This window comes from Pseudomonas brassicacearum (assembly GCF_003732225.1).
Classification (GTDB): Bacteria; Pseudomonadota; Gammaproteobacteria; order Pseudomonadales; family Pseudomonadaceae; genus Aquipseudomonas; species Aquipseudomonas brassicacearum_E.
Window position 1 is genome coordinate 226,137 of the sequence record NZ_MOBJ01000007.1, and the last position, 14,090, is coordinate 240,226.

Sequence of the window (14,090 nt, forward strand, 5' to 3'; positions counted from 1 at the left end):
GCAGCGCTTACAGGCGCTGCCCCGAGCACCAGCCGCTGCCTCGCAGCGGCTTTTGTATTTTCTGAAATAACGAAGTGGAGAGCCGCATGGTTCCCGTAATCGCCCTGGTGGGCCGACCGAACGTCGGCAAGTCCACCTTGTTCAACCGCCTGACCAGGACTCGTGACGCCATCGTCGGCGACTTGTCCGGTCTGACCCGTGATCGCCAATACGGTGAGGCCAAGTGGCAAGGGCGTTCCTACATTTTGGTCGACACTGGCGGTATCTCCGGTGACGAACACGGTATGGACGAAAAAATGGCCGAGCAGTCGCTGCTGGCCATTGAAGAAGCGGATGTCGTTCTGTTCCTGGTAGATGCCAAAGCCGGTTTCACCGCGGCCGACCAGATGATCGCCGAGCACTTGCGCAAGCGTAACAAGCGTTCTTACGTGGTTGCCAACAAGGTCGACAACATTGACCCTGAAATGGCCCGCGCCGAGTTCGCCCCGCTGGGCATGGGCCACGCGATCCCGATCGCCGGTGCCCACGGTCGTGGCATCACCCAGATGCTGGAAATCGCCCTGAGCGACTTCCCTAAAGACGATGAAGAGCCGGAAGACGGCGAAGAAGAAATCGTTGCCGAAGGCGAGGAAGCCAAGCGCATTCCTGGCCCGAGCGAAAAAGACGGTATCAAGATCGCTATCATTGGTCGCCCGAACGTCGGCAAATCGACCCTGGTCAACCGCATGCTCGGTGAAGACCGGGTGATCGTGTATGACCAGCCAGGCACCACCCGCGACAGTATCTACATCCCGTTCGAACGTAACGACGAGAAGTACACGCTGATCGATACCGCGGGTGTGCGCAAGCGCGGCAAGATCCACGAAGAAGTCGAAAAGTTCTCCGTGGTCAAAACCCTGCAAGCGATCAAAGACGCCAACGTGGTGATCTTCGTGATGGACGCCCGCGAAGGCGTGGTAGACCACGACCTCAACCTGCTGGGCTTTGCCCTGGAAGCGGGTCGTGCGTTGGTGATCGCGATCAACAAGTGGGACGGCATGACGCCGAGCGAGCGCGACTTCGTGAAGGTCGAGTTGCAACGTCGGCTGTTCTTCGTCGACTTCGCCGACATCCACTTCATCTCGGCCCTGCACGGTACTGGCGTGGGCAACCTCTACGCGTCGGTGCAGAACTCGTTCAAGTCCGCGGTCACTCGCTGGCCGACCAACCGCCTGACCCAGATTCTCGAAGATGCGGTCGGTGAGCACGCGCCGCCGATGGTCAACAACCGCCGGATCAAGCTGCGTTATGCCCACTTGGGTGGCGCGAACCCGCCGATCATCGTGATCCACGGTAACCAGGTCGAGAAGGTTCCAAAGTCTTACGTCCGTTACCTGGAAAACACTTACCGTCGCGTCTTGAAGCTGGTCGGTACGCCGATCCGCATCGAGTTCAAAGGTGGTGAGAACCCGTACGAAGGCAACAAGAACACGCTTACCGACCGTCAGGTCAACAAGAAGCGCCGCTTGATGACGCACCACAAGAAAGCCGACAAGAAGCGCCGCGACAAGCGTTGATTCGAAGGGATCACCGCCGAACTCGCGGGTAAATTATCAACTGCTTTGTAGGAGCTGCCGCAGGCTGCGATCTTTTCAGCGATTAGAACGCCGAAGATCAAAAGATCGCAGCCTGCGGCAGCTCCTACAGGTGGCGATAGTAAAAAGGGTGCCCCCCAGGGCACCCTTTTTTTATGGGCGCTGGATGGGCTATCCTCGGGCTCTCCCGCGCCGCCGTTAGAGCCGGGTGTTCAGTAGGGAATCACCGATGATCACCAGCAAGCTGCCGAATATCGGCATCACTATCTTCACCCAAATGTCTCAGCTCGCGGCACAGACCGGCGCGATCAACCTGTCTCAGGGGTTCCCCGATTTCGATGCTCCGCAAGCCTTGTGCGATGCGGTCGGCCGGCACATCGCCAATGGCCATAACCAGTATTCACCGATGACCGGCCTGCCGGCGCTACGCCAACAGGTGGCGGCAAAGATCGCCCGCAGTTATGGCGTAAACGTCAATGCCGACACCGAGGTGACCATCACTCCCGGCGCGACCCAGGCGATTTTCTGTGCCATTCAAACGGTTATCCACAGCGGTGACGAAGTGATCGTCTTCGATCCGGCCTACGACAGTTATGAGCCTTCGGTGGCGCTGGCCGGCGGTCGTTGCGTGCATGTGCCATTGGGGGGGAAGGATTTCGCCATCGACTTCCAGAAACTCGGCGAAGCGCTGAGCCCGCGTACGCGGATGATCATCCTCAACTCGCCGCATAACCCGAGTGGTGCACTGATCTCGCGCGCCGAGCTGGACCAGTTGGCCGCATTGATCCGCGACCGCGATATCTATGTGATCAGTGACGAGGTGTATGAACACCTGGTGTTCGACGGCGTGCCGCACGTCAGTGTGTTGGCCCATGAAGAGCTGTATCAGCGTGCTTTCGTGGTCAGCTCGTTCGGCAAGACTTACCACGTCACTGGCTGGAAGACCGGCTACGTGGTCGCGCCACCGGCGCTGACGGAAGAACTGCGCAAGGTGCATCAATACGTCAGCTTCTGCGGCGTGACCCCGTTGCAGTACGCGCTGGCCGACTTCATGGCCGAGCATCCGGAGCATGTCGAAGAGTTGCCGGGTTTCTATCAGGCCAAGCGTGATCTGTTCTGTGATTTGCTGGTGCCTTCGCGGTTCAGTTTTACCAAGGTCACCGGGACCTATTTCCAGTTGGTCGACTATTCGCAGATTCGTCCCGACCTGAACGATGTCGATATGGCCAAGTGGATGACTCGCGAACATGGCGTGGCGGCGATCCCGATTTCGGTGTTCTACCAGCACCCGCTGCAGGAGCAGCGTCTGGTACGCCTGTGTTTTGCCAAGCGTGAGGAGACGCTGCGTCAGGCAGCGGAAAAACTATGCGCGATCTGACCGCCTTGCCCAATCTGAACGTTGCTCTGATCCAGACCACGTTGGCCTGGCATGATCGTCAGGCCAATCTCGAGCATTTCGAGCAGTTGCTGGAGCAGGCGCGGGGCGCCGACCTGATCATCCTGCCGGAGATGTTCACCACCGGCTTCTCGATGGAATCGCAGACCCTCGCTGAGGGGGAAAACGGCCCGACCAGCAAATGGCTGCGAGTGCAGGCCGCCAAACTTGACGCAGTGATTACCGGCAGCGTGATTGTCCAGGCCGCCGATGGCAGCCATCGCAATCGGCTGTTGTGGGCGCGGCCGGACGGTGAGGTCTTGCATTACGACAAGCGTCATCTGTTTCGCATGGCCGGCGAGCACAACCATTTCACTCCGGGCGAGCATCAGGTGCAGTTCGAGCTCAAGGGCTGGCGGGTGCGTCCGCTGATTTGCTACGACCTGCGCTTCCCGGTGTGGAGCCGCGATGCGCAAGACACCGATTTGCTGCTGTACACCGCCAACTGGCCGGGTGCCCGTCGTCAGCACTGGAACCGTTTGCTGCCGGCGCGAGCGATCGAGAACCTCTGTTATGTCGCAGCGGTGAACCGGATTGGCACTGACGGTAAGGGCTTTGCCTACACCGGTGATAGTCAGGTGCTGGATTTCCAGGGCGAGACGCTGCTCAGCGCCGGTGAGGCCGATGGAGTGTTTCAGGTCGTTCTGAGCGCTGCGGAGCTGGCGGCGTACCGCACGCGGTTCCCGGCGAATCTGGATGCCGATACCTTCGAGCTGACCTGAGGATCTTCGCTGCCTGACGGACCGCTATCGCGAGCAAGCTCGCTCCCACAGGGTTATGTGCTGATTGTTGGACCTGTACAAATCCAATGTGGGAGCGAGCTTGCTCGCGATGAGGGCCTGACAGGCAACGAAAACCTGAAGATAAAAAAGGCCCCGAGGTTTTCACCTCGGGGCCTTTTGCGTTTCAGCTGGCGGGTTTACGCCGCTTTCGCTTCCGGCTGGCTCAGGGAGCGGTTCAGCGCGCTGAACAGGGCCTTGAAGCTGGCAGTGGTGATGTTTTCATCGATGCCCACGCCATGCACCGCACGCTCGCCGTTTACGCGCAGTTCAATGTAGGCCGCAGCCTTGGCATTGGTGCCTGCGCCGATCGCGTGTTCGTTGTAGTCCATGATCTCCACCGGGATCGGCAGGCCGGCCACCAGTGCTTCCAGGGCGCCGTTGCCCTTGCCACGCCAGTGCAGGTTGGTTTCGCCCTGGCCTTTGCTGGAGACTTCCACTTCGACGGCACTGTGACCGTTCTCTTCCTGCAAGCGATGGCTGACCAGCGCGTATGGCGTGTTGGCCTGCAAGTACTCGCTGTGCAGCAGAGCGTGGATCTGCTGGGCCGTCATCTCGAGGCCCAGGCGATCGGTTTCGCGTTGTACGACCTGGCTGAACTCGATCTGCATGCGGCGTGGCAAGTTGATGCCGTATTCCTGTTCCAGCAGGTAGGCGATACCGCCCTTGCCCGACTGGCTGTTGACGCGAATCACCGCCTCGTAGCTGCGACCGATGTCGGCCGGGTCGATCGGCAAGTACGGCACTTCCCACAGCTCATCCGGTTTCTGCTGGGCGAAGCCCTTGCGGATGGCGTCCTGGTGCGAGCCGGAGAACGCGGTGTGAACCAGGTCGCCGACGTATGGGTGACGTGGGTGCACGGGAATCTGGTTGCACTCTTCAACGACCTTGCGCACGCCGTCGATGTCGGAGAAGTCCAGCTCAGGATCAACGCCCTGGGTGTAGAGGTTCAAGGCCACGGTGACGAGGTCAACGTTACCGGTACGCTCGCCGTTACCGAACAGGCAGCCTTCGACACGGTCGGCGCCGGCCATCAGGCCCAACTCGGTGGCGGCAACGCCAGTGCCACGGTCGTTGTGGGTGTGCAGGCTGATGATCACGCTGTCACGACGATTGATGTGACGGCCGAACCACTCGATCTGGTCAGCGTAGATGTTCGGTGTGGCGCATTCGACGGTAGCCGGCAGGTTGAGGATGACCTTGTGCGCAGGCGTCGGGTTCCAGACCTCGATCACGGCGTCGCAGACTTCCTTGGCGAATTCCAGCTCAGTGGCGCTGAAGGTCTCTGGCGAGTATTCGAAGGTCCACTCGGTTTCCGGCTGTTTGGCGGCATATTTGACGAACAGCTTGGCGGCGTTCACGGCGATGGCCTTGATCCCGTCCTTGTCCTGGTTGAAGACAATCCGGCGGAAGGAAGGGGAGGTCGCGTTGTAGAGGTGAACGATGGCTTTTTTCGCACCGCGCAGGGATTCGAAAGTCCGCTCGATAAGGTCTTCACGGCCCTGGGTCAGCACCTGAATGGTGGTGTCGTCCGGGATGTGGCCGCCTTCGATCAGGGTACGTACGAAGTCGAAGTCGGTTTGCGAAGCGGCCGGGAAGGAGGCTTCGATTTCTTTCACACCGACGGCGACCAGAGTTTTCCAGAAACGCAGCTTTTTCACTGCGTCCATTGGCTCGATCAGCGACTGATTACCGTCGCGCAAGTCGGAGCTGCACCAGATCGGCGCGGCAGTGATGGTCTTCGACGGCCAGGTGCGATCCGGAATGTCGATAGTCGGGAAAGCGCGGTATTTCGAAGACGGGTCTTTGAGCATGCTCATCGAGAAATCCTTATTGTGTGGGCCGAAAAAAGGCGGCCTGCCGGTGGGTCAAAAAAGCGTTGGATAAAACGTAAGACGAGGCACCGCGATTCAGCCCGGCAGTCGTGCGCTGACGAGGCACAGACTGCGGTGCTGGCGGAGCTGAATGAGGGTGTGAGAGGTTTTCATGTCTTCAACCCTAACCGCGAGGGTGAAAGATGGCAAGCAGTCGAAAAACTTTGAGATAAGTTCTGCTTTGGCGGAGTTTGGCGCGATTTTATGGCGCTGAATTTGATATCTGACGGCATTGATTGCGTCGATGTTTGAAGGTCGGCAATCTTAAAGTTGTGGGTGATGCTGGAGTCGCCATCGTCGGATCGCCGCCCGGAGCAAGCTCGCTCCCACAGTGAATCGCTAGTGTGTCGCAAATTGCGTGCACATCGAAGATCCAGTGTGGGAGCGAGCTTGCTCGCGATGGGGCCATGAGCCTCGGCGAGTATTCAAGGCTGGAATGCACCAATGAAAATCGCCGGGTCCACTCGGGCGTCATTGAGGCTGACATTCCAGTGCATGTGCGGCCCGGTGGCTCGACCGGTGGAGCCGACTTTACCGACCACGCCGCCGCGCGCCAGCTGCTGGCCGACTTTCACGTCGATTTTCGACATGTGGCAGAACATGCTGATAAAGCCCTGGCCGTGGTCGACGAATACCGTGTTGCCGTTAAAGAAGTAGTTGCCGATCAGTATCACCTTGCCGGCCGCCGGGGTCTTGATCGGCGTACCGGCCGGCACCGCGAAGTCCAGCCCGGCGTGGGGATTGCGCTCTTCGCCATTGAAGAACCGGCGCACACCGAACTTGCTCGACAGCGGACCATTGACTGGTTTGTCCAGTAGCAGATTGCTCGGCGTTACCGGGCTGAAGCTGCGATAGGCGCGAATCTGTTCGTCCAGTTCGGCATCGATGCGTTTCAGGTCGTCCGGGTTCGGATTGACCTGACGCCGGTTCTTCAGGGTGATGTGCTGTTCCGGGTACTTCTTGTTGCCGACCATGAACGTCAGGTTACGACCGCCCGCGCTGAGTGCCTGGCTGCCGGGTTTGACGGTCAGGGGCACGCCGACAATCGCCAGCCAGTTGTTCTGTTCCTTGACCACCAGCACCGGTTTGCCTTGGTAGCTGGCCTTGGGCGCCTGAGCCGAAGTGCCCAGATCGACCACCGCCACACCGCCTGGCACCGGTTTGTTCAGCAGGCGCGTGATGTAGCTGTCGGCGTGGGCGTTGAAGGTCAGGCAAAGCAACAACAACGGTGCAAGAAAACGCGGCATGGATCAATCCAGTAAAGAAAGGGTGACAGGTGTCAGATGGTTGTCTTCGACCCGGACCTGCAATTCGCCTTCGCCAAGTTTGGCTTTCAGGCGTTGGCCGTTCTGGGTCTGCGCGGCGCTGCGGATCGCGTTGCCGCGCTCATCGAGCAAAATGCTGTAACCACGGCCGAGTGTCGCCAAAGGGCTGACCACGTGCAGGGTTTGCATCTGTGTTTGCAGTTGCAGGCGACGGGCCTTCAGGCCTTCGCGCATTGAGCGCGGCAGGCGCTCGGCGAGGCTGTCGAGGCGCTGGCGAAGCAGCGCCAATTGCCGTCCCGGATGTTGCCCGGCGAGGCGGGTTTCCAGGCGAATCAGGCGTTCACGACGGGTATTGAGGTTGCGTTCGAAGGCCCGGCGCAGGCGCATGTCCAGGTCGTCGAGACGTTGCGCTTGCTGACGCAGGCGTTCGCCGGGGTGGCGCAAGCGACGCGATATGCCTTCCAGACGCAGGCGATCACGCATCAAGCGGTCGCGGATACGCATCACCAGGCGCCGGTGCAGGCTTTCGACCCGGCGCACCAGATCGCTGGAATCCGGCGCCAGCAGTTCAGCTGCGGCGGAAGGTGTCGGTGCACGGACGTCGGCCACGAAGTCACTGATCGATACATCGGTTTCATGGCCGACGGCGCTGACAATCGGGGTGACGCAAGCATCCACCGCACGGGCCACGGCTTCTTCGTTGAAGCACCAGAGGTCTTCCAGCGAACCGCCGCCACGCGCGAGGATCAGTGCGTCGAAACCGCGGGCGTCGGCCAGTTTCAGTGCGCGGACAATCTGCGCGGTGGCTTCGCGGCCTTGCACGGCGGTGGGGATCAGGGTCAGCACCACTTGCGGCGCACGGCGGCGGAACACGCTGATGATGTCGCGAATCACCGCGCCGGTCGGTGAACTGATGATGCCGATGCGTTGCGGGTGTGCCGGCAGCGGTACTTTGCGTTCGGCACTGAACAGGCCTTCGGCGCTGAGTTTTTCCTTCAGTGCATCGAACGCCAGGCGCAGCGCACCGTCACCGGCCGGCTCCACGGTGTCGAGTATCAGTTGATAGTCACCACGCCCTTCGAACAGCGAAACCTTGCCCCGGACCTTGACGGCCAGGCCATCCTTCAGCGCCTGACGGACCCGCGCAGCGTTCTGCCGGAAGAGCGCGCAACGTACCTGGGCGCCGCTGTCCTTGAGGGTGAAATAGATGTGGCCGGACGCTGGGCGGGCGAGGTTGGAGATTTCGCCTTCGACCCAGATGTTGCTGAACACGTCTTCGAGCAACACCCGCGCGCGGCCGTTGAGCTGACTGACCGTCAGGACTTCTCGGTCCAGGCCGAGTCTTGCAAAGGGATCTTTAATCATGGGGCGCAGTTTAAAGGCATTCGACGCTCAATCTCCATGGCCGATTACCTTCTTGCTGAAGTGAACTCTGTGGGAGCGAGCTTGCTCGCGATTGCGGTGTGACATTCAATAATAGTGTTGGATGTTAAACCGCAATCGCGAGCAAGCTCGCTCCCACAGGGGGTAAAGTCGTCAGTGGTATTCAAGGAAGACGGGGGAATGAACGTGCTTGAGTTATTGAGTCAATGGTCCTTTGGCGCCACGGACTGGCTGGTGATCGGGCTGGGCATCAGCCTTGCCTATATCGTTTTCGGCATCGCCGGGTTTGGTACGGCGCTGGTGGCGGGTCCCATCCTGATTCTGTTCATGCCACTGTCGAAAATCGTGCCCTTGTTGGTGCTGCTGGATTTCGTCGCGGCATTCGGCAATCTGCTGCCGTCGCGACGCGATGTCGCCAAACCCGAATTGTTGCGGTTACTGCCGTGCATGGCGGTGGGTTGCACGTTGGGGGTGATTTTTCTGCTGAACCTCAAATCCGGTCTGTTGCTGTTATTAATGGGGCTGTTTATCAGCGCTTATGCGATTTACAGCCTGTGGGTAAAAGTCCGACCTGCGCAGCTGGCTTCCGGTTGGGCTATTCCGATGGGGACGGTGGGCGGAATGTTCGGGGCGTTGTTCGGCAGTGGCGGCTTTTTATATGCGATTTATCTGAACAGTCGCTTACCCAAGGACGCGGCCCGAGCGACCCAAAGTGCGCTGATCAGTTGCAGCACGGTGGTGCGTTTGAGCCTGTTCACGCTCGCCGGCGTTTATGCCGAGCTACCCTTGTTGGTACTGGCAGTGTGTTTGTTGCCGGCAATGGCGCTGGGGCTGTGGATCGGTCGACGGTTGACCATGAAGATGTCCCGCGAGGCCTTTGTGCGGCTGGTAACCTGGCTGGTGCTGGCCAGCGGCATTGCCTTGATCGGCAGGTATCTGAGCACTTGACCTGAGCCTGACAGGGATTAAGCTGCCGGCCGCTCTATCGCCTTCGCGAGCAAGCTCGCTCCCACAGGTGATCTCTGGTGGTCATACAATTATGTGTCGACGGGAGATCCAGTGTGGGAGCGAGCTTGCTCGCGAAGGCGTCATTCGGTACGCCGCAGAACATCCATTTGACGCAGTAGGCTGCACCCATGAATTCGCAAAGCATTATCGTCCCGAAAATCTCCACACTGCCGGTGCACGAGCCTCGGGCGCGGGCGATTGTGCGGTGGCTGGTGCGCAAGAACATCATTGAAGAACAACTCACCACCTGCGGTCGTACTGGCAATCGCATGGCCCACGCTATTGCGCCTGGCGCGCGGGCGGTGGTGTTGCATCCCGAAGCGCTGCCGTTTGGCGAGCCGATCAATGGGCTGGAGATCATCACCAAGCGCTGCATCTATACACCGGCCAAGGGGTTTCTCGAAGAGGCCGGTTGTGCCGAATGCCGCAAAGAGATTGGCGAAGCTCTGTTCGAAAGCCTTGAAGACTGGATGCCGGGGCGCACCGACAACTTCATCTGCCCTGAATGCGGGCATGAAGATGACATCAATGGCTTTCTGTTCCTGCAAGAGTGCGGGTTTTCGAACCTGGGGTTTATCTTCAATAACTGGGCCGAGGCCGGGTTCAAACAGAGCTTCATCGACGAATTCGCCGAATGGCTGGACCTGCCGGTGAGTTGGGTCAAAGTAGAGCTATAAACGCTGGACACATTGTAGGAGCTGCCGAAGGCTGCGCTCTTTTGATCTTGATTTTCGGTGGCTCTGGAGCCGCTGAAGATCAAAAGATTGCAGCCTGCGGCAGCTCCTACGGGAGCGATAATCCCCGTATATCAGTAATACCAATAATAGACAGAGTTTTGCATTGAGCCGGTGGGGGTGTCTGAGTATAATGGCGCGCTTCCATTTTCCCGCTCGGGAGCCCCCGCGATGCTGCGTATCAGCCAAGAAGCTCTGACCTTCGACGACATTCTTTTAGTGCCCGGTTATTCCGAGGTGCTTCCTAACGAAGTCAGTCTCAAAACCCGCCTTACCCGTGGCATCGAGCTGAATATTCCACTGGTTTCCGCTGCCATGGACACCGTCACTGAAGCCCGTCTGGCCATTGCCATGGCTCAGGAAGGTGGCATCGGCATCATCCACAAGAACATGACCATCGAGCAGCAAGCTGCCGAAGTGCGCAAGGTCAAGAAGTTCGAAGCCGGCGTGGTCAAGGACCCGATCACCATCGAGGCGGATGCCACGGTTCGTGATCTGTTCGAACTGACCCGCATGCACAACATCTCCGGCGTTCCGGTGCTGCACGATGGCGACCTGGTCGGCATCGTCACCTCCCGTGACGTGCGCTTCGAAACCCGTCTGGATGCCACCGTTCGTGAAGTCATGACGCCCAAAGAGCGTCTGGTGACCGTCCGTGAAGGCGCCAACAAGAACGAAGTCCGCGAGCTGCTGCACAAGCACCGTCTGGAAAAAGTCCTGATCGTCGACGGCAAGTTTGCCCTCAAAGGCATGATGACCGTCAAAGACATCGAAAAAGCCAAGGCCTACCCACTGGCCAGCAAGGACGACCAGGGTCGTCTGCGCGTTGGCGCTGCGGTCGGTACCGGTAAAGACACCGGCGATCGCGTTGCGGCACTGGTTGCTGCCGGCGTTGACGTGGTGGTGGTCGACACTGCCCACGGTCACTCCAAAGGCGTGATCGACCGCGTTCGCTGGGTCAAACAGAACTTCCCTGAAGTCCAGGTGATCGGCGGCAACATCGCCACCGGCGCTGCCGCCAAGGCGCTGGCCGAAGCGGGTGCGGACGCGGTCAAGGTCGGTATCGGCCCTGGCTCGATCTGCACCACCCGTATCGTTGCCGGTGTCGGCGTGCCGCAAATCAGCGCCATCGCCAACGTTGCCGCTGCCCTTGAAGGCACTGGCGTTCCATTGATCGCCGACGGCGGCATCCGTTTCTCCGGTGACCTGTCCAAGGCCATCGTTGCCGGTGCTTCCTGCGTGATGATGGGCTCGATGTTTGCCGGTACTGAAGAAGCGCCAGGCGAGATCGAACTGTTCCAGGGCCGTTCGTACAAGGCTTACCGTGGAATGGGTTCGCTGGGCGCCATGTCCCAGGCGCAAGGCTCTTCCGATCGTTACTTCCAGGACTCCTCGGCAGGTGCCGAGAAACTGGTTCCGGAAGGCATCGAAGGGCGTGTTCCGTACAAGGGCAGCCTGAGCGCGATCATCCATCAACTGATGGGCGGCCTGCGTTCTTCCATGGGCTACACCGGTAGCGCCGATATCGAAGAAATGCGTACCAAGCCAGAGTTCGTGCGCATTACCGGCGCCGGCATGGCGGAATCTCACGTCCACGACGTGCAGATCACCAAAGAAGCGCCAAACTACCGCGTAGGTTGATGCTTCCAGTAAAAAGTTAAGTAACCGGGGCTGTTCTAATCAGCCCCGAGTTGTTTCTGATTCACTAGACGAGAATGAGTCATGGCCCTCGACATTCACGCTCACCGCATCCTGATCCTCGACTTCGGTTCCCAGTACACCCAACTGATCGCCCGCCGCGTGCGTGAAATTGGTGTTTACTGCGAACTGCATCCGTTCGACATGGACGACGAAGCGATTCGCGAATTCGCACCGAAAGGGATCATCCTCGCCGGTGGCCCGGAGTCCGTGCACGAAGCCAACAGCCCACGCGCCCCGCAAGCGGTCTGGGACCTCGGCGTACCGGTTTTCGGTATCTGCTACGGCATGCAGACCATGGCCGAACAGATGGGTGGCAAGGTTGAAGGCTCCGAACTGCGTGAGTTCGGTTACGCCCGTGTCGACGTCGTCGGCAAGAGCCGTCTGCTGGACGGCATCGAAGACCATATCGACGCTGATGGCCTGTTCGGCCTCGACGTATGGATGAGCCACGGTGACAAGGTCACCAAAATGCCGCAGGATTTCCACATCCTGGCCAGTACTCCGAGCTGCCCGATTGCCGGCATGTTCGACGATGCTCGCGGCTACTACGGCGTGCAGTTCCACCCGGAAGTGACCCACACCAAGCAGGGTGGTCGCATCCTCTCGCGCTTCATCCTCGACATCTGCGGCTGCGAAGCCCTGTGGACGCCTTCGAAGATTGCTGAAGACGCGATCGCTCAGGTCCGCGCTCAGGTCGGCACCGACAACGTCCTGCTCGGCCTGTCCGGCGGTGTGGACTCCTCGGTAGTTGCCGCGCTGCTGCACAAAGCCATTGGCGATCAGCTGACCTGCGTCTTCGTCGACAACGGTCTGCTGCGTCTGCACGAAGGCGAGCAAGTGATGGCCATGTTCGCCGAGAACATGGGCGTCAAGGTTATCCGCGCCAACGCCGAAGAGCAGTTCCTGAACAACCTGGCCGGCGAGTCGGACCCGGAGAAGAAACGCAAGATCATCGGCCGTACGTTTATCGACGTGTTCGATGCCCAGTCCAACAAACTGGACAACATCAAGTACCTGGCCCAGGGCACCATCTACCCGGACGTGATCGAGTCGGCTGGCGCCAAAAGCGGCAAGGCTCACGTGATCAAGTCGCACCACAACGTGGGTGGCCTGCCGGAAGAAATGAACCTCAAGCTGGTTGAACCCCTGCGCGAGCTGTTCAAGGACGAAGTCCGTCGTCTGGGCCTGGAACTCGGCCTGCCGTACGACATGGTCTACCGTCACCCGTTCCCGGGCCCGGGCCTGGGTGTGCGGATCCTTGGTGAAGTGAAGAAGGAATACGCCGACCTGCTGCGTCGCGCCGACCACATCTTCATCGAAGAGCTGCGCAAAGCCGACTGGTACCACAAGGTCAGCCAGGCATTCGTGGTGTTCCAGCCGGTGAAATCGGTAGGCGTGGTCGGTGACGGCCGTCGTTACGCCTGGGTTGTCGCACTGCGTGCGGTAGAAACCATCGACTTCATGACTGCGCGTTGGGCACACCTGCCTTACGAGCTGCTGGAAACCGTCAGCGGCCGCATCATCAATGAAATCGAAGGCATCTCCCGCGTCACCTACGACGTGTCGAGCAAGCCGCCAGCGACTATTGAGTGGGAGTAGGTCTTAGTCGTAACTATTTGATTTATATTTAAATATCTTTAATGGTTACGAGTATTCTTACGTCATTAATGGCGTTGGCCATGGTGCGTAGCGCAAACATCGTCAGAATGTACATCGATACCATGTTCGGTTGTGTGATGCCGACATGGTATCGAAAGTGCTTATCAGCTCAGAGGATGTTACGACTGGCGGCAGTTCTGATTCAGCGACAACTGCGGTGCCGGCTAATAGCTCACACTATGCAAAATATCGGCGCCGTGAAAGGGGAATTATTTGGTGCGAAAATCCTTCAGCATCGTCGAATAACCCTCAGCACTTAACCTTTGCCCGTCGACCTATTTGGTCACTGCATTTCGCGGCTCACTACGGCGAGTTGAACAGCAGACCGGAGGTCTAACGGGCCTGTGATTCATGCCAGCAAACGATCAGTCGGCTCTACCGGCAGGGGGCATCGCACAGCGGCAGGCGCTCACTCGCTGCAAGGGTGTTGGCCGCGACAGGCGACGTTGAGACTGTACAAATCATTCATGGCCATTCGTGCGTCGATCACAGCAAGCCTTATCTGAGCGTTGACCAGTTTGTTATCCGTACACATGCGCGTGAACGGCTCGTTGCCGACCTGTCAACCTCCGCCAGCGCCAGCACCGTGCCGAAATCAGCAAAACCCGCGCAGCGCTGCAAGCGCTTAGGTTAACCCCGCCGCCGCCAACTGATGAGGTCGTTCGGTCTCCTCTCACG

The 14,090-nt window shown here is 59.3% G+C and carries 10 protein-coding genes and 1 pseudogene; 8 read left to right on the forward strand and 3 right to left on the reverse strand.

Annotated elements, in window-relative coordinates; translation table 11 throughout:
- The first annotated feature begins 86 nt into the window (after nt 1-86).
- The 3 genes from der to BK659_RS11060 all read left to right on the forward strand — a co-directional run bounded on the left by der (nt 87) and on the right by BK659_RS11060 (nt 3,731).
- Nucleotides 87-1,556, forward strand: a complete 1,470-nt coding sequence (gene der / locus BK659_RS11050; RefSeq protein ID WP_123425101.1) for a ribosome biogenesis GTPase Der — start codon at nt 87-89, stop codon at nt 1,554-1,556.
- Between the two features lie 247 nt (nt 1,557-1,803).
- A complete protein-coding gene (locus BK659_RS11055; RefSeq protein ID WP_123425102.1) occupies nt 1,804-2,952 on the forward strand; it encodes a pyridoxal phosphate-dependent aminotransferase in 1,149 nt (382 codons plus the stop codon).
- Nucleotides 2,940-3,731, forward strand: coding sequence for an amidohydrolase (locus tag BK659_RS11060; RefSeq protein WP_123425103.1), 792 nt, complete (start codon nt 2,940-2,942; stop codon nt 3,729-3,731). Before BK659_RS11055 ends, BK659_RS11060 begins: the two co-directional genes overlap by 13 nt.
- Before the next feature lie 197 nt (nt 3,732-3,928).
- On the opposite strand, the gene leuA is transcribed toward BK659_RS11060, so the two are convergent.
- From leuA to xseA, 3 genes are all read right to left on the reverse strand, one after another.
- The gene (gene leuA, locus BK659_RS11065) at nt 3,929-5,608 is read right to left on the reverse strand and encodes a 2-isopropylmalate synthase (RefSeq protein ID WP_103319259.1); all 1,680 of its coding nucleotides are present in this window, start codon (nt 5,606-5,608) and stop codon (nt 3,929-3,931) included.
- A 479-nt stretch (nt 5,609-6,087) separates the two neighbouring features.
- Entirely contained in the window at nt 6,088-6,909 is an 822-nt protein-coding gene (locus BK659_RS11075; RefSeq protein ID WP_123425104.1) for a M23 family metallopeptidase, read from the reverse strand.
- A gap of 3 nt (nt 6,910-6,912) precedes the next feature.
- Nucleotides 6,913-8,292: an exodeoxyribonuclease VII large subunit gene (xseA, locus tag BK659_RS11080; protein ID WP_123425105.1), complete on the reverse strand. Its 1,380-nt coding sequence runs from the start codon at nt 8,290-8,292 to the stop codon at nt 6,913-6,915.
- Between the two features lie 198 nt (nt 8,293-8,490).
- On the opposite strand from xseA, the gene BK659_RS11085 reads away from it, so the two are divergent.
- The 5 genes and pseudogenes from BK659_RS11085 to BK659_RS28305 all read left to right on the forward strand — a co-directional run.
- Entirely contained in the window at nt 8,491-9,258 is a 768-nt protein-coding gene (locus BK659_RS11085) for a sulfite exporter TauE/SafE family protein (protein WP_123425106.1), read from the forward strand.
- Between the two features lie 188 nt (nt 9,259-9,446).
- Entirely contained in the window at nt 9,447-9,995 is a 549-nt protein-coding gene (locus BK659_RS11090) for a hypothetical protein (protein ID WP_019693449.1), read from the forward strand.
- Between the two features lie 228 nt (nt 9,996-10,223).
- On the forward strand, nt 10,224-11,693 hold the full coding sequence (gene guaB / locus BK659_RS11095) for an IMP dehydrogenase (RefSeq protein ID WP_123425107.1): 1,470 nt from the start codon (nt 10,224-10,226) through the stop codon (nt 11,691-11,693).
- Nucleotides 11,694-11,774: 81 nt separating this feature from the next.
- Nucleotides 11,775-13,352: a glutamine-hydrolyzing GMP synthase gene (guaA, locus tag BK659_RS11100; RefSeq protein WP_123425108.1), complete on the forward strand. Its 1,578-nt coding sequence runs from the start codon at nt 11,775-11,777 to the stop codon at nt 13,350-13,352.
- A gap of 370 nt (nt 13,353-13,722) precedes the next feature.
- Nucleotides 13,723-13,941, forward strand: a pseudogene (locus tag BK659_RS28305) (site-specific integrase); the annotation flags it as partial.
- Between the last annotated feature and the right edge of the window lie 149 nt (nt 13,942-14,090).

What these genes read in the sequence shown, in the direction of transcription:
- BK659_RS11060 (WP_123425103.1), top strand. Translation starts at nt 2,940, where the DNA reads ATGCGCGATCTGACCGCCTTGCCCAATCTGAACGTTGCTCTGATCCAG.
- guaB (WP_123425107.1), top strand. Translation starts at nt 10,224, where the DNA reads ATGCTGCGTATCAGCCAAGAAGCTCTGACCTTCGACGACATTCTTTTA.
- xseA (WP_123425105.1), bottom strand. Translation starts at nt 8,292, where the DNA reads ATGATTAAAGATCCCTTTGCAAGACTCGGCCTGGACCGAGAAGTCCTG.
- guaA (WP_123425108.1), top strand. Translation starts at nt 11,775, where the DNA reads ATGGCCCTCGACATTCACGCTCACCGCATCCTGATCCTCGACTTCGGT.
- leuA (WP_103319259.1), bottom strand. Translation starts at nt 5,608, where the DNA reads ATGAGCATGCTCAAAGACCCGTCTTCGAAATACCGCGCTTTCCCGACT.
- BK659_RS11090 (WP_019693449.1), top strand. Translation starts at nt 9,447, where the DNA reads ATGAATTCGCAAAGCATTATCGTCCCGAAAATCTCCACACTGCCGGTG.
- BK659_RS11085 (WP_123425106.1), top strand. Translation starts at nt 8,491, where the DNA reads ATGAACGTGCTTGAGTTATTGAGTCAATGGTCCTTTGGCGCCACGGAC.
- BK659_RS11075 (WP_123425104.1), bottom strand. Translation starts at nt 6,909, where the DNA reads ATGCCGCGTTTTCTTGCACCGTTGTTGTTGCTTTGCCTGACCTTCAAC.
- BK659_RS11055 (WP_123425102.1), top strand. Translation starts at nt 1,804, where the DNA reads ATGATCACCAGCAAGCTGCCGAATATCGGCATCACTATCTTCACCCAA.
- der (WP_123425101.1), top strand. Translation starts at nt 87, where the DNA reads ATGGTTCCCGTAATCGCCCTGGTGGGCCGACCGAACGTCGGCAAGTCC.